This window comes from Streptomyces scopuliridis RB72 (assembly GCF_000718095.1).
GTDB classification, from domain to species: Bacteria; Actinomycetota; Actinomycetes; order Streptomycetales; family Streptomycetaceae; genus Streptomyces; species Streptomyces scopuliridis.
Genome location: NZ_JOEI01000005.1, coordinates 43,342 through 62,931, shown reverse-complemented (window position 1 = coordinate 62,931; position 19,590 = coordinate 43,342). Strand labels below are relative to the sequence as shown.

General features: G+C 71.4%; 17 protein-coding genes. 10 read left to right on the top strand and 7 right to left on the bottom strand.

Annotated features, from left to right (window positions below):
* Positions 1-88: 88 nt before the first annotated feature.
* Complete coding sequence (locus tag IF11_RS0105685; protein WP_030350314.1) at positions 89-697, bottom strand: dihydrofolate reductase family protein; 609 nt, start codon at positions 695-697, stop codon at positions 89-91.
* Entirely contained in the window at positions 694-1,677 is a 984-nt protein-coding gene (locus IF11_RS0105680) for a helix-turn-helix transcriptional regulator (protein WP_063759126.1), read from the bottom strand. Before IF11_RS0105680 ends, IF11_RS0105685 begins: the two co-directional genes overlap by 4 nt.
* A gap of 329 nt (positions 1,678-2,006) precedes the next feature.
* On the opposite strand from IF11_RS0105680, the gene IF11_RS0105675 reads away from it, so the two are divergent.
* Entirely contained in the window at positions 2,007-4,172 is a 2,166-nt protein-coding gene (locus IF11_RS0105675) for a tetratricopeptide repeat protein (protein WP_030350312.1), read from the top strand.
* Here the strand turns inward: IF11_RS0105675 and IF11_RS0105670 are convergent.
* The 3 genes from IF11_RS0105670 to IF11_RS0105660 form a co-directional block, all read right to left on the bottom strand.
* Positions 4,156-5,994, bottom strand: a complete 1,839-nt coding sequence (locus IF11_RS0105670; protein WP_063759125.1) for a hypothetical protein — start codon at positions 5,992-5,994, stop codon at positions 4,156-4,158. The genes IF11_RS0105675 and IF11_RS0105670 overlap by 17 nt on opposite strands.
* 104 nt (positions 5,995-6,098) lie before the next feature.
* Positions 6,099-6,578 carry a hypothetical protein gene (locus IF11_RS0105665; RefSeq protein WP_030350310.1) on the bottom strand — a complete coding sequence of 160 codons (480 nt, stop codon included), beginning with the start codon at positions 6,576-6,578 and terminating at the stop codon, positions 6,099-6,101.
* Between the two features lie 109 nt (positions 6,579-6,687).
* Positions 6,688-7,458, bottom strand: a complete 771-nt coding sequence (locus IF11_RS0105660) for a hypothetical protein (protein ID WP_030350309.1) — start codon at positions 7,456-7,458, stop codon at positions 6,688-6,690.
* A 295-nt stretch (positions 7,459-7,753) separates the two neighbouring features.
* On the opposite strand from IF11_RS0105660, the gene IF11_RS0105655 reads away from it, so the two are divergent.
* The 5 genes from IF11_RS0105655 (at position 7,754) to IF11_RS0105635 (ending at position 12,641) form a co-directional block, all read left to right on the top strand.
* Entirely contained in the window at positions 7,754-9,496 is a 1,743-nt protein-coding gene (locus tag IF11_RS0105655) for a sensor histidine kinase (RefSeq protein WP_030350308.1), read from the top strand.
* The gene (locus tag IF11_RS0105650; protein WP_030350307.1) at positions 9,493-9,900 is read left to right on the top strand and encodes a roadblock/LC7 domain-containing protein; all 408 of its coding nucleotides are present in this window, start codon (positions 9,493-9,495) and stop codon (positions 9,898-9,900) included. The genes IF11_RS0105655 and IF11_RS0105650 overlap by 4 nt, the downstream gene beginning before the upstream one ends.
* A complete protein-coding gene (locus IF11_RS0105645) occupies positions 9,900-10,271 on the top strand; it encodes a DUF742 domain-containing protein (RefSeq protein WP_030350306.1) in 372 nt (123 codons plus the stop codon). The genes IF11_RS0105650 and IF11_RS0105645 overlap by 1 nt, the downstream gene beginning before the upstream one ends.
* Positions 10,252-10,866, top strand: coding sequence for a GTP-binding protein (locus IF11_RS0105640; RefSeq protein ID WP_030350305.1), 615 nt, complete (start codon positions 10,252-10,254; stop codon positions 10,864-10,866). The genes IF11_RS0105645 and IF11_RS0105640 overlap by 20 nt, the downstream gene beginning before the upstream one ends.
* 173 nt (positions 10,867-11,039) lie before the next feature.
* Positions 11,040-12,641 (top strand): cytochrome P450, encoded by a 1,602-nt coding sequence (locus IF11_RS0105635; RefSeq protein ID WP_030350304.1) that lies wholly within the window; start codon positions 11,040-11,042, stop codon positions 12,639-12,641.
* A gap of 40 nt (positions 12,642-12,681) precedes the next feature.
* Here the strand turns inward: IF11_RS0105635 and IF11_RS0105630 are convergent, their stop codons facing one another.
* Both IF11_RS0105630 and IF11_RS0105625 read right to left on the bottom strand, forming a co-directional pair.
* Positions 12,682-13,764, bottom strand: a complete 1,083-nt coding sequence (locus IF11_RS0105630) for a terpene synthase family protein (RefSeq protein WP_030350303.1) — start codon at positions 13,762-13,764, stop codon at positions 12,682-12,684.
* A 556-nt stretch (positions 13,765-14,320) separates the two neighbouring features.
* Positions 14,321-14,929: a TetR/AcrR family transcriptional regulator gene (locus IF11_RS0105625; protein WP_030350302.1), complete on the bottom strand. Its 609-nt coding sequence runs from the start codon at positions 14,927-14,929 to the stop codon at positions 14,321-14,323.
* Positions 14,930-15,122: 193 nt separating this feature from the next.
* Between IF11_RS0105625 and IF11_RS0105620 the strand changes: the two genes are divergently transcribed.
* The 4 genes from IF11_RS0105620 (at position 15,123) to IF11_RS0105605 (ending at position 19,553) form a co-directional block, all read left to right on the top strand.
* Positions 15,123-15,944: a phosphatase PAP2 family protein gene (locus IF11_RS0105620; protein ID WP_420894581.1), complete on the top strand. Its 822-nt coding sequence runs from the start codon at positions 15,123-15,125 to the stop codon at positions 15,942-15,944.
* The gene (locus IF11_RS36375) at positions 15,941-17,050 is read left to right on the top strand and encodes a DMT family protein (protein WP_078490484.1); all 1,110 of its coding nucleotides are present in this window, start codon (positions 15,941-15,943) and stop codon (positions 17,048-17,050) included. The genes IF11_RS0105620 and IF11_RS36375 overlap by 4 nt, the downstream gene beginning before the upstream one ends.
* Before the next feature lie 193 nt (positions 17,051-17,243).
* Complete coding sequence (tdh, locus tag IF11_RS0105610; RefSeq protein WP_030350299.1) at positions 17,244-18,278, top strand: L-threonine 3-dehydrogenase; 1,035 nt, start codon at positions 17,244-17,246, stop codon at positions 18,276-18,278.
* Positions 18,279-18,353: 75 nt separating this feature from the next.
* On the top strand, positions 18,354-19,553 hold the full coding sequence (locus IF11_RS0105605) for a glycine C-acetyltransferase (protein WP_030350298.1): 1,200 nt from the start codon (positions 18,354-18,356) through the stop codon (positions 19,551-19,553).
* The last annotated feature ends 37 nt before the right edge of the window (positions 19,554-19,590 follow it).

Here is a 19,590-nt window from a genome sequence, read left to right as displayed (position 1 = left end):
ACGGACCGCGTCCCGCGCCCCTCACGTGAGCCGACCGGATGTATCACTGTCCGGTCGCCCCTTTCAGGTTTCGGCCGGTGCGCGCCCGTCATGGATAGCGGACCCGATAGCGCAAATGGGTGACGTCGATGCCCTGGGCCATCGACAGCGGCCCCTCCAGCTCCACCGGGACGTTCTTCAGCTGGTCGAAGAACGGCGTCCCGGCACCGAGCAGCACCGGCACGAGATCGATCCACACCTCGTCGAGCAGCCGCGCGTCCAGGCACTGCCGTGCGATCGTGCCGCCGTTGACGGTGACCGTCCTGCCGGGCCCCGCGAGCTCCTTGGCCCGTTCCACGGCGCTCTCGATACCGTCCGTGACGAAGGTGAAGGGCGCGTCCTCGTACGGCCAGTCCTCCGGCACGCGGTGCGTGAGCACGACCACCGGGCACCCGATCGGGTGATTTCCCTCCCAGCCCGAGGTGAGATCGAAGAGCCGCCGGCCGACGACCAGCGCGCCGGTGCGCTCGACCGTGCCGCGCCAGGCCTCCACGCTCACCGGGGACATGGTGAAGGTGAGGTCGCCGCGGGTGGTCGGCACGCGCACCGTGCCGTTGCTGTACCACCTGAACAGCTTGTCGAAGCCCGTCTCCTCCGGGCCCGCGATATAGCCGTCCAGCGACATGCTGGCGCCGGTGCAGACCTTGTTCGTCCTCATCGGTCGGCGGGCTCCGGCGCGGCGGCGGCACTGGAATCAGGCCCGGGGACAGGACCGGGGCCGGGACCGGGACCGGGGTCGGAGCCGGGACCGGGACCGGGACCGGGGCCGGGGCCAGGGGCTTGGCCCGTCACCTCGGCCATCTCTGTCATCTCCGTGCCGATCACATCGAGCAGCCTGAGCTTGTCGGCGGCGTCCGTGCCCGGGGCGGCGGAGTACGCGGCGATACGGAGATCGCAGCCCGGCACGGTGAGGGTGTCGCAGTCCACGATCACCGGTCCGACATCCGGGTGATGAATGGTCCTGGTGCCGGTGTCGTGGGAGTCGGTGATACGGGAGTTCCACAGCACCGCGAACCGGCTGCTGACCCGCCGCAGCTCCCCGATGAGGAAGCGCAGCCGTACATCGGTGGGGTAGTGGACCGTCGCGGACCGGAGATCGGCGACGAGCGCCGCCTCGAACCGCGCCTCCTGCTCCACGGTCTGGCTGACCCTGCTGGGCCGGCCCGTGAAGTGCAGCCAGGCGGCGTTGCGGCCCCGCCCGGGGACCGCCGCAGGATCCCCGAGCAGCGCGGCCCAGAGCGGGTTCCAGGTGATCAGATTCCAGGCGGCGTCATGGACCCCCACCGGGGTCCCGGGGAGCCGTCCGAGCAGCCGCCGCACACTGGGCGGGACATGGTCCGAGACCCGTCCGAGGGCGGGCGGTGACTGCCCGGCGAGCAGGAAGAGATGTCTGCGCTCGTCGTCGGAGAGCCGCAGGGCACGGGCCAGCGAGGTGAGGACCTGGACCGAGGGAGAGGTCGCCCGCCCCTCTTCCAGCCGGACGAGATAGTCCACGGACAGACCGGTCAGCTGGGCCAGCTCCTCATGCCGCAGTCCGGCCGCCCGGCCGGGCTCGCCCGCGGGCAGCCCGGCCTCGGCCGGTGCGATCCGGTCACGCCAGCGGTGCAGGGCCGTGCCCAGCTCTCCGTGTCGGGTCATGGGGTCAGTATCAGCGCGTACGGCGGCAACCGCCTGATAACGCCCGGTACCTCCGCCGGGAGCGCCCCCGGCACCCCCTCCGGAACCGCTTTCCCGGAGGGCTTCCACCGCCCCTCCCCCGACATCCGGCCGACCGGTCACCCTTTCCCCGAACGTCCCCTTCGGCAACAGGGGTTGCGAGTAGTCGCCAACGCCACCCGTACCGCCGTGATCGCGATTACGGTTGATCCGGAACGTGGCGCGCGGCCTCCGCGGGGTGCGTCGCCAGGGACCGGGAGACCGGAGGACCGGGCCTGGGGGATCGGAGAACGGGGAATGGGGGAGCGGGCATGCTGGAGCCCATGTCACTGGCGGCGATCGCCGCGGTGCTGAGCGCCGTGGGCGCGGGAATGGCCAATGAGGCCGGGAAGTGGGCCTGGGAGTCGGCCGGTGGTCTGGTGCGCCGCATCGTCGGCCAGCAGGTGACGGCGCCCGCGGGCCCGGACGAGCTGGCGGCCGTGGCCGAGCGAATCCACGCGGCGGTACGGACCGATCCCGCGCTCGCCCGCGCCTGGGAGGCGTTCGCCCGTACCGCCCCCGGCCCGGGGAGGGCCGACGCCGTGCCGGCGCTGCCCGCCTCCATACGGTTCTTCACGGACCGTCAGGGACCGATGAAGCTTCTGGAGCGCGAGGCGTCGCGCACGGCGGACGGCCGGCCACGCGTCGCGCTGATCCACGGTCCCGAGGGCATCGGCACCAGCGCGCTCGCCATCCACTGGGGGTGCCGGGAAGCGGAGCGCCTTTTCCCGGGCGGACAGCTGTACGCGGATCTGCGCGGTGCCTCCGCGAGCACCGCGCTGGACGCGTCCACGGCGCTGCGGAGCCTGCTCGTCCAGCTGGGGATGGCGCGGGACGAGATTCCGCCGGCCGCGGCGGACCGGCGTGAGTGGTTCCGGCGCGCTGTCGCGACCCGGCGTCTGCTCGTCGTGCTGGACCACGCCCAGTCGGCGGCGCAGGTCAGGCCCCTGCTGACGGCCGCGCCTGAGGTGTTCACGGTCGTGGTCGCACCGAGGCCGCTGCCCGGTCTGGACGCGCTGCGGATCCCCGTCGGGCCGCTCACTGACAAGGACGCGCGTCGGCTGCTCACCGACCTCACGGACCGGGAGACGGTGGCGGCGGCCCGCGCCGTACTGCCGCGGGTGCTGGAGCGGTGCGGTGGTTCGCCGTACGCGCTGCGGGCGGCGGCGCCACAGCTGGCCGAGCCGAATGGGCCGTCCGGCACGGACCCCGGCCCGAACCGGCAGGAGGAGGAGCCCACCGTGTCCGACAGCGGTCCCGTCCGTACCGCCGTCGAGGGTTCGTACCGTGAGCTGGAGCCCGCCGCCGCCAAGGTCTACCGGCTGATGTCACTGCGCGAGTGGCCCGCGTTCGGCCCGGCCGCCGTCGCGGCCACCGTCTCCCTGCCGGAGGCCGAAGCCGCCCGTATCCTCGGCGAACTCGTCGACCGCGGGCTGCTGGAGTCCGTGGACACCGACCGCTACCGCTACCGCCCCGTGGTCCGCGGCCATGCCGAGGAGACCGCCGTCCGCGTGGACGGCATTCCGGGGTACTCCACGGCGGTCCAGCGAACGGTGGACTGGTATCTGCGCTTCGCCGTACGGGCCAGGCTCGCCGCCCTGCCGGGAGGCTGGGGCATCGGCCCGCTCTACGAGGAGCTGGCGGGCAGCCCCGGCCCGTACGTCAACGAGGGCGAGGCGCTTTCCGCGCTGGCGGCCGAGCTGGGCAATCTGGTCCAAGCGGTGTACGCGGCCGAGGAGTTCGGCCGGCCGGACGTGGTCTACCAGCTGTGCCAGGCCCTCTGGCCGCTCCAGCTGAAGGCGGGGTACCACGACGAACTGCTCCCCGCGCTGCGGGCGGGCGCGCGCGTCGCCGACGCCCATGATCCCGGCTCCCGGATGGCCGGGCGGACGCATCTGCTGCTGGCGCTGGATCTGATGGAGCTACGGCGCTACGAGGAGGCCGAGCCCGAACTGGCCGCCGCCGCACGGGCCGAGGAGCGGTCCGGGCATCTGCGCGGACACGCTTCCGCCGTGGAGTCGCTGGGGCTGCTGCGGCTCAGGCAGTGGCGCTTCCAGGAGGCGTACGACCGCTTCGACGAGGCGGGGGCGATCCTCGACGGCATCGGCGCGGGGGACGAGGGCGAGCGTGATCTGCCCCGCGCCCGTGCCCTGTTGGACCGGCATCGAGGCCGGGCCCTGCGCGGTCTCGGCCGCTACGCCGAGGCCCATGAGCGGCTGGATATCGCGCTGGTGTTCTTCCGTGACACCGCCCGGGAGGCGTACAACACGGCCAGGACGCTCACCGACCTCGCCGAGACCTATCTCGCCGAGGGGGACCCGCAGAGCGCGCTGCCGCTGATCGATGAGGCGGCAGCCGCGCTCGACGCGGAGAAGGCCGCCCACCATCTCGCGCATCTGCGGGCGCTGCGCGAGCGCTGCCTCAGCGCGGGGGAGTGAGAGGGGAGTCGGAGCCACCCGGACCACCCAGGTGGTCCGGTGTGACCGGTGTGACCGACACCTGGTGCGAGCCACCGCCGCCGGTGCGTACGGTCATCCCGCCCGCCGCCAGCTCCTCCCACGCCTTGCCCGCGGCCAGCCAGGCGTGCAGGGCGGAGACATACGCGGCGGGGTCGGCGGCGGCGGACGCGCCGGAGAGCCGCAGCAGTATGCCGGCCCGCGTACGGACCGTACAGCTGCCGCGATCGGTGACCAGCGCCGCCAGCGCACAGTAGGGATGGCGGGCCAGTACCTCCGCCGTCCACTCCTCCGGGGTGCCGTACCGGGGATCGTCCACCGTGCCGTACCGGAAGATCACATCGGCGAGCGCGCGTCTGTCCGGGTCCAGGGTGTCTTCGTGCACGGCCGTATGCGCGTCCCCGTCACCCGCCGGCTCCGACCGGGGATCCGCGTACCGGCTCACCTCGATCTCACCGGTCCCGAGCAGTCGGGTCACCACCCGCATCGGGGCTGTCCGCGTCACCCGCTCGTACGGAGGGAGCGGCAGCGGGTCCAGCAGGGCGGGCTCCTCGGGCTCAGGTATGCCGATGAGCCGGTAGAAGTGGCGGCGCAGCAGCGTCGCGGCCTGCCCGGGAGCCGAGGAGACCAGCTCGGCGGGGCCGGGGACTGTCTCCGGCTGCCGCCGTCCCGCTCCGTCGAGCAGTGCGTCCAGCTGGACCCGCAGCGGGGCGTACGGCGAGAGCCGGGGAGCCTGCCGTACGAACGCGGCCACCGGCGACCGCGCGTCGAGTCCGTCCGGCGAGGCCGCGCCCATCAGCACGGGGGTGCCGAGCGCCGCCGCGTAGTAGCTGACCGAGCCGGCGTCCCCGATGACCACATCGGCCGCGATGAGTGCCTGGCGCCATCCCTCCAGCGGATCCACCAGCGCCAGCCCGCCCCGCCGGGCCCGGTCCAGCCAGACGCGGATCTGGCCGGGCCCGTGACCGTGCCAGATATTGGGGTGGAGCACGGCCGCCGGCCGGTATTCGTCGGCGGGTAGTTCGGCGGTGAGCCGCGGCAGCAGCGACGGCAGTATGTCCTCGCCGCCGTCCCCGAAGAGAGAGTCGGGGTTCCAGGTCGAGTTCAGCAGGACGAGCCGCTGTCCCGGCCGTACGTCGAGGGCCCGGCGAAAGCGCTCGCGATAGGGGAGGGCCGCCAGTATCCGGTCGAAACACGGGTCGCCGGCGAGTACGGCGGTGGGCACCGCCTCGGGGCACGCGGCACGCAGCCGCTCCAGCTGTTCGGGGTGGGAGAGGACCAGCGCGTCGGCGACGGGGGAGCCATCGGCGAGAAGCCAGTCAGGGGAGAGCCCGAAGACGGGCGGCGGCCCGGCATCGGGCGTACGGCCCCGCGCTTCGGGCGAAGGGCATCCGGTGTCCGGTGTCCGGTGTCCGGTGTCCGGTGTTGCCAGCCTCTTATTGTAGCCAACGCCATGGGAGAGAACGGTCAACTTCCTTGAAAGTGCGTGAAGTTGACCGCCGAAGCTGGCCGAGATCGCCAGCTCCACCGGGAGTTCGAGCGCCTGCTCCCACGGCAGTACCGGTATGCCGGTCTCCGCCAGCAGTTCGGCCACCCCGGCCCGGAACGGCGACGAACCGGTCCAGGTGGCGAGCAGCTGTACCCGCAGATCGTCACGGAACAGCGGCAGGACATCCAGCAGTCGGGTCGCCGAGGTCACGTTGTGCACGACGAACAGGACGAGCTTGCACCGTCCCCGGGTCGTCCATCGCGCCGAGTCGGCCCCCACCGGCACCCGGACCCAGCCGGCCCGCCCCTCGCCCACCGCCCGTCCTCCCCTGTTCCGCTCTGCTGTCCGCAGCCGCCCATTCCGACCCGCCACGATAACCACCCGGCAGGCGCCCCTGAGTCACGGAAGGGCGCGCCGGCTCAACGAGCGTGCTGGCGGCCGCGATAGGTGGACCAGTCCTTGGGCGGATACGTGGCCTGCGGGGCGGCGAGACAGATGTCGATCTCCGTCGCGATGTCGCGCTCGAAGAACCCGCCGATGTCCCTGACGGTCTCCAGCGCCTGAACGGTGCGATCGCCCAGGGGGCGGGCCATACGGTCCGCTCCGCTCGGCATCCCGATCGGCCCCATGCGGGCCGACTTCACCGCGCGGCGGGCCACCCCGTCCATTCCCGCGGTGGCGTAACCGATCGCCGTGGCCAGATCCTCCACGGACTTCTTCATGGCGGAGTGCAGCTCGGCGATCCCCAGCAGCGTCTGCGCGGGACCCCCGGCCTCAAGCCCATGGGCGGACGGAGTCCCGTACAAGCCGCTCAGGTGCTCACTCTCCTCACCCAGCAACTTCGCGGCCCGGTCCAGCACCCGGATCACCGCCACCAGCTCACTGACATCCGCGGCCATCACACACCCCTCCCGGAGGAACTCGTCCGCCGACGATAGGCCCCTGACGCCGCTCCGGTCCGCCGTTCCCGCAACCAGTAACCCCAAAGACGGACACGCCGGTTCGCTCTCAGGGGCGGACCGCGCCGTGGCGCAGCCAGTCGAGCAGGTCGTCCGTCATGGGTTCGCTCAGGCCGCAGGTGTCGATGTCCCGCTCGCCCGCGCCGAGATCGAGCAGATGCACGGTAGCCCGGTCGTGTTCGCTGCCGCTGTCGTCGTCACGGTCATGTCCGTGCCGTCGCATGAAGAGGCCGCTTCCCCCGCTGTTGTCGCCGATCAGAATCCAGTCCGGGGCGTAATCGCCCACCTCGTAGGTCTCGTTGCGTTCGAGGATGTCCTGCGGTCCGTAGACCAGCACACCGTTTGGCAGCAGGACGCCCGGTGTCGACCGCCAGAGCCGGGCGACCGCCGGGGTCGGACCGGCGCCGAGGCCGAGGTGTCGCGCCGCGCGTACGGTCAGGAAGCCGGCGAACGAGTCCGCCACATACTCGGCGTCGGCGTCGGCGTCGTCGTCGGCGCCCCGCCTGGTCACCGCGTACTCCCCGTAAGCCTGCCGTCCGAGCGCGAATTGGTAGGTGTCCCCGGTCCCTGGCTCGGTGCAGAAGCGGAGAAGGTCACCGTCGAGGCGCCACGCGGTGGTGAGGTCGGTGGCCGCCGCCGGGGCGCCGGCAGGGCTGCCGCCGCCGTACTCGGCCAGCCACCATCGGTACGACGGCGGCAGCGGGCCCACGACGGACTCGGCCGCGAGGATCCTGGCCTCGGGAAGTCCTTCACCCCGGAGAGTGAAGATCGTTGGCGATTCCTCGATCAGCCCGCGGAGCTGTACCAGGTCCGGTCTCATACGGGCGAGCCTGTCATACGAGCGTCATCACCCGATGATCAGCCGATATCGGGCCTATTGTCACGCCCCGGTTCCGTTACTCTTCGTGCCTTCGTGGAAGCTCAGCGTGCAAACGCGCGAGTCTATGCCCAACGGCATTGCCCGCGCACGAGGTTGCGTGAATATGCCGATGCGCCGATTTCATCGGGCTAAGCTCTCGCGGAGCGCGCCGAGTTGATACGTAATCAGGCACTTGTTCCCCGTGTGCCTTGATCGTTCGAATTATCTGATCTGAATCGACCGCCAGAGGGCTTACATGGTTCGAGTTGAAGCACCCCCGAGTGATCAAGCATCCCCGTCCGTCCGCGCGCTCGTACTCCCCGCCGTCCTGATCGTGGCGGCCACGGCGGCCGCGGTGGCCCTTGTGCCCGACGCCGCCCGGATACCGCTCGTGGTATACGGCGCGATCGCGACGATCGTCGTGACCTGGTGCGCGGGCGAACTGTCCCGGCGGGCCAGGACCGTCAGTACGCTGCACGAGCACTACGCGTACCGCCTCGCGCAGTTGGAACGGCGTCTCGCCCAGCACGACGAGGAGACCGTACGGCTCGGCAAGGAACTGATGCCGGCCACCATCCACCGGCTGCGACAGGGCGAATCGCCCGACGAAGTCATCCGCGCCGTGGTGGACGGGGACGAGCGCTACCGCGAACTCCCCACCGTGCAGCGGTCCTTGCTCCGCTCCGTACTGCAGATCGTGGACGACGAGGAGGCCATGCGCGAGTCCGCGCAGCGTTCCTTCGTGAACATCGCCCGCCGTGTCCAGTCCATCGTGCACCAGCAGGCCAGCGAGCTGCGGGAGATGGAAGAGGCGCACGGCCGCAACCCCGAGGTCTTCGACGACCTGCTGCGCATCGACCACGGCACCGCGCTGATCGGCCGGCTCGCGGACAGTATCGCCGTGCTCGGCAAGGCCCGGCCCGGACGCCAATGGCCCAGGCCCGTACCGCTGTTCAGCGTGTTGCGCGGTGCGATGTCCCGGATCCTGGAGTACCAGCGCGTCGATCTGCACTCCATCGCCAAGGTCGCCATCATCGGCACGGCCGTGGAACCCCTCATCCACGCGTGCGCCGAACTCCTCGACAACGCCACCCGCTACTCGCCGCCGCAGACCCGCGTCCATGTCACCGCCGTCGAGGTGCAGACCGGGATCGCGATCGAGATCGAGGACGGCGGTGTCAGCCTCAGCGAGGAGGCACGGGCACGGGCCGAGACCATGCTCGCGCAGGCCCAGGCCGGTATCGACCTCAATGACCTCGGCGAGACGCCCCGGCTCGGGATGGCCGTGGTCGGCCGGCTCTGCCAGATGTACAACCTGCAGGTCTCGCTGCGGCAGTCGGCGTACGGCGGTGTCCGGGCCGTTCTCATCGTGCCGCGCGATGTCGTCACCACCGGACCCGCGCCCGGGATCGCCCATGGCATCGGCGCCTCGGCGCTGCCCCGCGGCAGCGGTGCCGGACTCCCCACGACGGACGTACTGCGGCCCGCAGACCGCGTGCCGCGGCCGGCCACCGGACCTCAGCCGTCGGCGCCGGTGGCGGGGCCCATGGAGGACGACATTCCCGTGGTGACGGAGTGGACCGAGAACGGGCTGCCGCAGCGGCGCAGCCGTGGCCGCGCCCCGCTCGGCTCCCACAACCTCGGCCTCCGGAACACCGGCCGCGCGCCGGCCGCAGCAGGAGGCGACGGCCGCGGTGACCGCCGGCCGCCTGCGAACGGCCTGGCCAACGGCCGGAGCAACGGGTACGGCGGCGGGTACGGCGGCAGCGGGTACAACGGCGGGCGCGGTGACGCCCCGGGCGGCGCGCCGGACGACGCACAGCGCGGCGATGGCGGTACGCCGGAGAAGAAACCCGGTCCCGGCATCTGGCTCGAAGCGTTCACCAAAGCGGTCAACGGCACTCCGCGCGAGCAGTCGACCGGGGCGGGGGAGGCGCCGGGCCACCCCGGTGACCAGGGCGAATCCGACGATGTGTGGGGCAAGGGAGATCTGAAGTGATCCAGCAGCGGGCGAACATGGACTGGATGCTCAAGGAACTGGCCGATGGAGTACCGCAGATCCAGCAGATCGTGGTGCTCTCCGCGGACGGACTCCGGATCGCCCGGCACGGCGGCGACCCGGATGTCGCCGACCGGCTGGCCGCCGCCTGCGCCGGACTGCAGAGTCTGGCCGCGGCCGTCGCCGCCGAAATCCCCTCCAGCGACGGCCGGATGCGGCTCGTCGTCATCGAGATCGGGGGCGGCTTCTTCTACCTGATGGAGGCCGGAGCGGGCGCGTATCTCGCCGTCCTCGCCGATGAGACGGTGGACGCGGGGCTGGTGGGGGCCCGGATGCGGGACATGGTGGTCCGTATCGGAGCGCATCTGACGAGTCCGCCGCGTCATGACGGGCAGGCCGGATGATCACGCCTCCCCGACGAGAACGCCGGCGCCCCGAGGCGGATGTGGGGGACCCGGAACGGCTGTACGTGATCACCGGCGGCCCCGACGGCGCCGAACGGGCGCCGCTCGATCTGGTCACCATGATCGTGGCCCGCGACGAACCCTCGCCGACGGTGCAGCCGGAACAGGCCGCCATTCTGCGGCTCTGCCGGGCACCGCTGTCCGTGGCCGAGATCTCCGCGTATCTCAGCCTCCCCTTCAGCGTGGTGACCGCGCTGCTGACCGAACTCCTCGCGACCGAGCTGGTCGAATCGCGCGCGCCCATAGTCCGCGCCGCACTCCCCGACCGGTCCCTTCTCGAAGCGGTGATGCATGGACTTCAGAAACTCTGACACGATCACGGGTCCCAGGAGCGAAGACGTCCTGCCCACCACGGCCACCTCCGCGGTGAAGGTCGTGATCGTGGGCGGATTCGGGGTCGGCAAGACGACGATGGTGGGCTCGGTCAGCGAGATCCGTCCGCTCACCACCGAAGAGACCATGACCCAGGCCGGGGTGGGGGTGGACGACAACTCCGGTGTGGAGACCAAGACCGCCACCACCGTCGCCATGGATTTCGGCCGGATCAGCATCACCGAACAGCTGGTGCTCTATCTCTTCGGGACGCCCGGCCAGGAGCGCTTCTGGTTCCTCTGGAACGGCCTCTTCGAGGGCGCCCTGGGAGCCGTGGTGCTCGTCGACACCCGCCGCCTCGAAGTCAGCTTCGATGTGATCGGACGCCTGGAGGAGCGCGGCGTACCGTTCGTCGTCGCCGTCAACACCTTCCCGGACGCGCCGCACCACCCCGTCGAGGCGCTGCGGACGGCCCTGGATCTGCCCGACGAGGTCCCGATGGTCGACTGCGACGCACGGCTGCGGGCGTCGAGCCGCGATGTGCTGCTGACGCTGATGCACTACCTGCACTCGCTGGCGCTGCCGACTGCCTGACCGGCCGCGATCGGCCGCGCCCGGCCGCCGGTTCGAGCCGACCCGACCCGGCTCCGTGACCGGCCGCGCCCGGTCTTCCGCGCACCGAGCGCCGCGTGCCATCCCCGTACACGCATCCCCGTACACGCCGTACACGTACACGTACACCTTCCGGCCTGATCCCTGGAGCGACCGTGACCACCCCTTATTCCCACCGGCCCGGGCCGGACGGCCCCATGGTGCCGCCCCCCGGCTGCCCGGCCCATGGCATGACCGCCGGCGAACTCAACTCCCATGGCCCGAGCGGCGGCCAGGACACCATAGGGCCCACACTGCACGGCCTCGCCGCCGGTGGGCTGCGGCGGCTGTACGGGCCCGAGGCCGAGAACGACCCCATGGGGCTGTACGAGAAGCTGCGCGCCGAACACGGTTCCGTCGCGCCCGTGCTGCTCCACGGCGACGTACCCGCCTGGCTCGTCCTCGGGCACAGCGACAATCTGCATATGACGCGCACGCCGTCGCAGTTCTCCCGGGACTCCCGGCGCTGGCGCGCGCTGCACGACGGCACCGCGCCCCCCGACCATCCCCTCGCGCCCATCTTCACCTGGCAGCCCATCTGTGTCTTCGCCGACGGCGCCGAGCATGAGCGGCTGCGCGGCGCGGTCACCGACTCGATCGCACGGATCGACCACCGCGGCGTCCGGCGCTATATCAACCGCTACAGCAACCGGCTGGTCAACGAGTTCTGCCGGGACGGCAGGGCGGATCTGGTCAGCAGGTTCGCCGAGCATCTGCCGATGATGGTGATGGCGCAGATCCTCGGGATGCCGGAGGAGTACAGCGAACGCCTCGTACAGGCCGCGCGCGACATGATCAAGGGCACCGCGACCGCCAACGAGAGCAACGCGTATGTGATGGCCACGCTGACCCGGCTGGTGAAGCGACGCCGTATCGCGCCCGAGGAGGACTTCGCGACCTGGCTCACCGAACACACGGCCGGACTCACCGACGACGAGGTCAGCCAGCATCTGCGGCTGGTGCTCATCGCGGCGTACGAGACCACCGCCAACCTCATCGCCAATGTGCTGCGCATGGTCCTCACCGATCCGCGCTTCCGCGCGCAGCTGAGCGGTGGCCATATGACCCTGCCGGAGGCGGTCGAGCAGACACTCTGGGACGAGCCGCCGTTCACCACGATCTTCGGCCGCTGGGCGGTCGGCGACACCGAACTCGGCGGGCAGCGCATCAAGGCGGGGGACGCGCTGGTGGTCGGGATCGCCGCGGCCAATGTGGACCCGGTGGTACGGCCCGATCTCAACGCCTCCATGCAGGGCAACCGGGCCCATCTCGCCTTCAGCGGCGGCCCGCACGAGTGCCCGGGGCAGGACATCGGGCGGGCGATCGCCGACACCGGGATCGACGCGCTGCTGCTGCGGCTGCCCGACATCCAGCTCGCCGTGGAGGAGCATGAGCTGCGGTACGAGGGCGCGCTGATGTCCCGTCAGCTGCTGGAGCTTCCGGTGAGCTTCGCACCGCGTCCGCCGCAGGATGTCACCGGGCCGCCGAGCGCGTCGGCCGCCGTACCGCGACCGCGGTGGCAGGTGGATTCGCCCCGCCCGGACGTGGTGCGGCCACCGGCTCAGGCCCCGGTCCCGTCGTCCGCGGAGGACGGGACCGGCGCGGCGGGGACCCCGGAGGCAACGGGGGTGATCCCGGAACAGCGCCCGGAACAACGCGTGGGCAGCGCCCCGCAGCGGGCCTGGCGGGCAGTGACGCGCTGGTGGCGCGGCCACTGACGGAGCACGGACGGAGGCGGCCGGCCGGCGCGTTCACCGCTCAGTGCGCCGGGTCCAACTGGTCCCACCACCAGGCGATCGTCGGGATCGGAAGCGGCTCCAGGCTGTCGTCGGCCGGCTGCTGCTTCCACCACCCGCCCGGGGTCGCCCGCGGACCCGACGGCACGGAGTAGCGGGGGCAGACCGACGCCCAGTCGAGATGCCCCCGGATGAACTGGCCGAGCCCCTCCACATAGCGGCGCAGACCGTCGTCCGCCTCCTTGAGTACCTGCTGGGCCAGCCGGTCGAACAGCACCATCACGCGGTCCCGCATCGCCACCACCCGTACGAGTGCGCGACGCGGGTCGCAGTGCTGCTCCTGGCAGAGGACGTCGATCAGATTCAGATTGTCGTCCGCCCGCAGCAGTTCCTTGTTGCGGGAGTAGAGGTCGTTGTCCCAGCTGACCAGCGTCCAGGTGATCTCCGTGAGCGCACGTACCCGCGAGTCCTGCATGTCCTCGTCCGCCACGGAGAAGCCGCCGACCACCTCGATCATCGCGGTGGAGGGCGCCATCCCGATGGCCCTCATCCACAGCGTGACGTAGTCGTCGAGCGAGGGCAGTCCCGGGTTACGGCGCCAGGACGCCTCCCACACCAGCCCCGAGGTGTAGACGCGCATGGCTTCCGTCAGACGGCGTACCTGACGCGGCGACGCGTATTGCTCCAGTTCCAGCCGCAGCCTGCGCAGCGCGGCGGTGTGCGGCGAGTCCCCGAGCGCCCGCGCGGTCGGCGCCTCCACGGCGCGCATCATGCGCGAGGTCTCCTGGGCCAGCAGATCGGCCGTGACCTCGGACTCGTCGCACACGCCGTCGTCGAGCGAGAAGAGCACGGCGTGGAATTTGGCCATCAGCGTGAGCGGTTCGAGCGCTCCGTACGGCATGGTGGAGGCGGTGAGGCCGCCGAAGTCGCAGACGGCCAGGCGTTTGAGTTGATGCTCGTCGCTGTCGAGGCGTTGTTGGAGCATCCATCGCACGGTCTGGTCGTTGAGAATCTCGACCGAGGGATGTCTCGCGGGCGGTACGGGGCAGTAGAACGGCACAGCCGGAAGCTGTTGGACCAAGCGCTGTTCCGAGACACAGGTCATGATCGGCCTCCTGTTGCGGCAAGGGCGGCAATACGGTGCGCGGATGAGGGACGATGCCGTTCGGGTGGAGCGTATCTGTCCATGTCGGATCGTCAACAACAGTCCAACTGGTGTGCCACTGGCCGAAATTGACTCGTTGTGAACTGACTTGATCAGTACCGGTCGAGAGCCGAAGCGACCGCGCACCACCTCCACAGAGCCCGCGCACCGCCCGCCCGCGCGCCGTGCACGGGCGGTTCACGCCACTCCGCCACCCCCCACCAGCCTCCCCCGAGCCGCCCGTCGCCCGCCGCCGGCCGATCGTTTTCGTCACGGCTCGTATACGGGTCCTCCTGGATGCCGTCGCCTTTCTGATCGTTATCGCTACGTCATTGACGGGTGACGCACGGAGACGAATGTACGAGACCGCTCTCCGCACGCAACCGCTCCGGTCGCCCCGGCATGCCTGTGGGCCCCCTCCGGAGAAGAGGCCCACAGGCATGGAGTGCGCCGCTCCCGTCCCCACGGTGCGGCGCCGGTGAGGTCGTCGTCATCCGCTCGGACGACGGCCCACCGGTCAAGGGTGCGAGGTGACTCGCGAGGTGGCCCGCAGGCCGAGTGCGGGGAAGACCGCGGCTTCCAGGAAGCGGTGGAGATACGCCTCGTCGGCCTGCCGGCCCTCCACCATCGGACGGGCGCGCATGACGCCCATCAGCTGGGCCGCCACGAACTCCGCCGCCGGGTTGTCGGCCGCGATCTCGCCGCGGGTCACGGCGCGTTCGACCATGGCGTTGATCGCCGCGACCTCCGGTTCGATGAGGTTCTCGCGCAGGGCGCGCAGCAGCTCCGGATTCTGGAAGGCCGCGTGGCTGAGCGCGTGCATCAGCGCGGTGTCGCGGCCCGCGCCCGCCACCGCCGCGCGGGCCGCCGCTCGCAGGTCCCCGACGAGGCTGCCCGTGTCGACATCCGCGAGCTTGACGCAGCGGGTGCCGCGGAGCGCCGCCGCGACCAGTTGCGGTTTCGTGCCCCACTGACGGTAGAGCGTGGACTTGCCGCAGCGGGAACGGGCGGCGACGCCCTCCATGGTCAGTGCCTCGTAGCCGCTCTCCCTGAGCAGGTCCAGGGCGGCTTCGTAGAGTTCCAGCTCCCGTTCCGGCGTGATCTTGGAGCGGCGCTGCGACGTCATCGTCTCTCCCCGTCTCCGCCGTCCGGGTCCGGTGCGGCTCCGGCGGCGATACGTCAGTGTACCGATACGCCAGTGTACCGATACGAATCCGTATCGGTACACTGGCGTATCGATAGGGCGTGGTCCAGACCGCGCCGCCGCACCGCCACGACGTTCATGCCGCGCCGTGTTGTCCAGGTAAGGGGGTCGGGTGATACACGCCCGCACCGGGCCCGCCGCACGGAAGCCGGAAACTTCCGCCCGACCGCCCCTCGTACGTGAGCTGTTGCTCGTCGCCGGACTCTTTCTCCTCTACAAACTCGGCAGGCAGGCCGCCACAGGCCGGACCGGCGAGGCCTTCCAGAACGCCGACCGGGTCCGGGACTGGGAGCGCGCCCTCCATCTGCCGGGCGAGGGCTCCGTACAGGGCGTACTGCTGGACAGCGGGACGCTGGTCCACCTGGCGAACACGTACTACGCGACGGTGCACTTCCCGGCGACGGTCCTCTTCCTCGGCTGGCTCTACTGGCGCCGCCCCGGCCACTACGTGTGGGCCAGGCGCGTCCTGTCCGTACTGACCGGGGCCGCGCTCGCACTGCATCTGCTGATGCCCCTCGCGCCGCCGCGGCTGCTCGCCGCCTCCGGGCTGGTGGACACCGGACAGGTGTACGGGCCGACGGTGTACGGCGAGAGCCCCGACACCGACGCGCTGGCGAACCAGTTCGCGGCGATGCCGTCGCTGCACGTCGGCTGGGCCCTGATGGTGGCCGTGGGGCTCATCGCCGCCACGCGGTCACGGTGGAGGTGGCTCTGGCTGCTCCATCCGCTCGTGACGCTGCTCGTGGTCATAGGCACCGCCAATCACTACTGGCTCGACGCCTTCGTGGCCGTCGCCCTGCTCACGGGTGCCCTGGCGGCTATCAGGGCGCCGCGTCCCGGGTCCCGGTCGCGCGGCTCCCTGGTCGCGCGCTCCGCTGTCGTACAGGTCCCGCCGATGTCCCCTGTCGCTCCCGTCACCTCGGGGGCCGGCCGATGAACGGCGCGACGGCCGTGGCCGTGGCGCTGTCGCTGGTCTCGGCCGTCGCGTACGCCTCCGCCGCCGTGGCGCAGGAGCGGCTCGCGGCCCGTACGGAACCGGGCGCCGGGCTGTTCACCCTGCTGACCCGCGGTGCCTGGTGGTGGGCGGTCGGGCTGAACGCGGCCGGTGCGCTGCTGCATGTCGTGGCGCTGACCTACGGACCGCTCACGGTCGTCCAGCCGCTGGGCGCGCTCACCCTCGTCGCGGCCGTACCGCTGGGTGCCCGGCGCGCCGGGCGGCAGGTCAGCCGGGGCGAGTGGCGCGGTACGGCCTTCACCCTGGTCGGCCTCGCGGCCATCCTGCTCACCGCGGCCGGCAGCTCCCCCGACGAGACGCTCAGCCTGCCGCAGGCGCTCGGCGTCGCGGGCGTGGCGCTGGCGCTGGTCGCGCTGCTGACCCGGCCGGGAGCCGGGTCCGGCCTCCGGCACGCGGCGGCCTCCGGCATCACCTCGGGCGTCGCCTCGGCCCTCACCCAGACAGTGACGGTCGCCGCCACCGCGCGCGACGCGGACGCTCTGCCGATGTGGCAGGTGGCGGCCGTGGCGCTGGTGGTCGCGACCTTCGCGTCGGGCGGTCTGCTGCTCTCCCAGCGTGCCTATCGCGGCGGACTCGGAGCCCCGCTCGCGGTCCTGACCCTGGCCAACCCGCTCGCGGCGGCGGTCATCGGTCTGACCCTGCTGGGGGAGCGCCTCCAGGGCGGCGTCCCGGGCGTGACGGCGGCGCTCCTCGGCGCGGTGCTCGCCGCGCGGGGCGTGGTGCTGCTGACCCGTACGGCGGTGACCGCGTCCGCGCTGTCGGCGGCGGTCACGGAGGTACCCACGGCGTGGGTGCCCGGGCAGCGGTCCGCCGTACCCACCGCCGTATCGCCGACGCGTCCCGACCTCGGTGGCCACGTCATGGAGCCGGCCGCCGCGGGGCCGGGCCTGGGCGTACCCGCGCAGGGTGCCGCGTCGCCCGGCCCGCTCACCGCGCGGCCGTCCTGGCGACCGCACCCCCTGAGGTCGGGGCGGGCGCTCCGGGAACGCCGGCGTGCGCGTCGTCGCGGGGACTGCACGTACCGATAGCGGACGCCTCCCGCCCGCCACCCGGTCGTCTTCCCGGCGCGCCGCGGCGCGTGAAGCTGCGCTGTTGGGCCGCTTAAGAAATCCTCGATGGACTGAACGGTCGCCGCTCGGCAGATTGGTGCCCGACCACCGAACAGTGATCACCGCTCAGCGCCATGCACCACGCACCACCACCCCCGGGAGAGCCGCGCCCATGAAGGCACTTGTCAAACAGAAGGCCGAGCCCGGGCTGTGGCTCATGGATGTGCCCGAGCCGGAGTACGGGGACGGTGACGTACTGATCAAGGTGCTCCGTACCGGCATCTGCGGTACCGACCTGCACATCCGGTCCTGGGACGGCTGGGCCCGGCAGGCCGTCACCACACCCCGCGTCCTCGGCCACGAGTTCGTCGGCGAGGTGGCCGCCGTCGGCGCCGCCGTACAGGACGTCGCCATCGGCGATCTGGTCAGCGGTGAGGGCCATCTCGTCTGCGGCAAGTGCCGCAACTGCCTCGCCGGCCGCAGGCATCTGTGCCGCAGCACCGTCGGGCTCGGCGTCGGCCGCGACGGAGCCTTCGCGCAGTACGTCTCCCTGCCCGCCGCGAACGTCTGGGTACACCGCGCGGAGGTGAATCTCGATGTCGCCGCGATCTTCGACCCGTTCGGCAACGCCGTGCACACCGCGCTCTCCTTCCCGCTCGTCGGCGAGGACGTGCTGATCACCGGCGCGGGCCCCATCGGCATCATGGCCGCGGCCGTCGCCCGGCACGCCGGTGCGCGCAATGTCGTGATCACCGACGTCAGCCCGCACCGCCTCGCACTCGCCCGCAAGGCCGGCGCCACCCTCGCCCTCGATGTCTCGTCCGCCGACATCGGCATCGCCGACGCACAGCGGCAGCTCGGCCTCAAGGAGGGCTTCGACGTCGGTCTGGAGATGTCGGGCCGCCCCGAGGCCATGCGCGACATGGTCGACAACATGACGCACGGCGGCCGGATCGCCATGCTCGGGCTGCCCGCCGAGGAGTTCGCCGTCGACTGGTCGAAGATCGTCACCTCGATGATCACGGTCAAGGGCATCTACGGACGCGAGATGTTCGAGACCTGGTACGCGATGACCGTCCTGCTCGAAGGCGGGCTCGACCTCACGCCCGTCATCACCGGCAGCTACGGATACGAGGACTTCGACGCGGCCTTCGACGAAGCGTCCTCCGCACGCAGCGGCAAGATCATTCTCGACTGGAGCGCCTGACCGCCCCACCGGCCCCCGCAGCGCACCGCGCCTCCCAGAAGGCAGCGCACCGAGCCCCAGAAGAAGGAGCCCTTCATGTACGCGTCCGTCCGGGACGACCTGTCCGCCACCCTCGACGAGATCCGCGACGCCGGTCTCTTCAAGCCCGAGCGCGTGATCTCGACCCCGCAGAGCGCCTCCGTCGCCGTCACCGCGGGCGGCGCCCCCGGTGAAGTCCTCAACTTCTGCGCCAACAACTACCTCGGACTCGCCGACCACCCCGAGGTCGTCGCCGCCGCCAAGGACGCGCTCGACCGCTGGGGCTACGGCATGGCGTCCGTACGCTTCATCTGCGGCACCCAGGAGATCCACAAGGAGCTGGAGCAGCGGCTGTCCGCGTTCCTCGGCCAGGAGGACACGATCCTCTACTCCTCCTGCTTCGACGCCAACGGCGGGGTCTTCGAGACGCTGCTCGGCCCGGAGGACGCCGTCATCTCGGACGCCCTCAACCACGCCAGCATCATCGACGGCATCCGGCTCTCCAAGGCCCGTCGCCTCCGGTACGCCAACCGCGATCTCACCGAGCTGGAGTCCAGGCTCAAGGAATCCCAGGACGCCCGTCGCCGGCTGATCGTCACGGACGGCGTGTTCTCGATGGACGGGTATGTCGCCCCGCTGGCCGAGATCTGTGATCTCGCCGACCGGTACGACGCGATGGTCATGGTCGACGACTCGCACGCCGTCGGCTTCGTGGGCCCCGGCGGCCGGGGGACCCCCGAGCTGCACGGCGTCATGGACCGGGTCGACATCATCACCGGCACGCTCGGCAAGGCGCTCGGCGGCGCCTCCGGCGGCTATGTCGCGGCCCGCGCCGAGATCGTCGCGCTGCTGCGCCAGCGCTCCCGTCCGTATCTCTTCTCCAACTCCCTCGCGCCGGTCATCGCCGCCGCGTCGATCAAGGTCCTCGATCTGCTGGAGAGCGCGGACGAACTGCGGGACCGGCTGAACGCCAACACCGCGCTCTTCCGTACGGAGATGACGGACGCGGGGTTCGAGATCCTGCCCGGCGACCATGCCATCGCTCCCGTCATGATCGGCGACGCCGCCGAGGCGGGCCGGATGGCGGAACTGCTCCTGGAGCGCGGGGTCTATGTGATCGGCTTCTCGTACCCCGTCGTCCCCATGGGCCGGGCGCGGATCAGGGTGCAGCTGTCCGCCGCGCACTCCACGGCCGATGTGGAGCGGGCGGTCGCGGCGTTCGTCGACGCGCGCGAGGCGATGAAGCGGGAGGGCTGAGCGCCGGTGCAGGTGGGGCGGCCGGTGCCGGTGGGGG

Excerpts from the sequence above, each read along its gene's own strand:
- IF11_RS0105640 (WP_030350305.1), top strand. The coding sequence starts at position 10,252 with ATGGACTTCAGAAACTCTGACACGATCACGGGTCCCAGGAGCGAAGAC.
- IF11_RS0105675 (WP_030350312.1), top strand. The coding sequence starts at position 2,007 with ATGCTGGAGCCCATGTCACTGGCGGCGATCGCCGCGGTGCTGAGCGCC.
- IF11_RS0105680 (WP_063759126.1), bottom strand. The coding sequence starts at position 1,677 with ATGACCCGACACGGAGAGCTGGGCACGGCCCTGCACCGCTGGCGTGAC.
- IF11_RS0105665 (WP_030350310.1), bottom strand. The coding sequence starts at position 6,578 with ATGGCCGCGGATGTCAGTGAGCTGGTGGCGGTGATCCGGGTGCTGGAC.
- IF11_RS0105660 (WP_030350309.1), bottom strand. The coding sequence starts at position 7,458 with ATGAGACCGGACCTGGTACAGCTCCGCGGGCTGATCGAGGAATCGCCA.
- IF11_RS0105685 (WP_030350314.1), bottom strand. The coding sequence starts at position 697 with ATGAGGACGAACAAGGTCTGCACCGGCGCCAGCATGTCGCTGGACGGC.
- IF11_RS0105625 (WP_030350302.1), bottom strand. The coding sequence starts at position 14,929 with ATGACGTCGCAGCGCCGCTCCAAGATCACGCCGGAACGGGAGCTGGAA.
- IF11_RS0105630 (WP_030350303.1), bottom strand. The coding sequence starts at position 13,764 with ATGACCTGTGTCTCGGAACAGCGCTTGGTCCAACAGCTTCCGGCTGTG.
- tdh (WP_030350299.1), top strand. The coding sequence starts at position 17,244 with ATGAAGGCACTTGTCAAACAGAAGGCCGAGCCCGGGCTGTGGCTCATG.
- IF11_RS0105605 (WP_030350298.1), top strand. The coding sequence starts at position 18,354 with ATGTACGCGTCCGTCCGGGACGACCTGTCCGCCACCCTCGACGAGATC.
- IF11_RS36375 (WP_078490484.1), top strand. The coding sequence starts at position 15,941 with ATGAACGGCGCGACGGCCGTGGCCGTGGCGCTGTCGCTGGTCTCGGCC.
- IF11_RS0105655 (WP_030350308.1), top strand. The coding sequence starts at position 7,754 with ATGGTTCGAGTTGAAGCACCCCCGAGTGATCAAGCATCCCCGTCCGTC.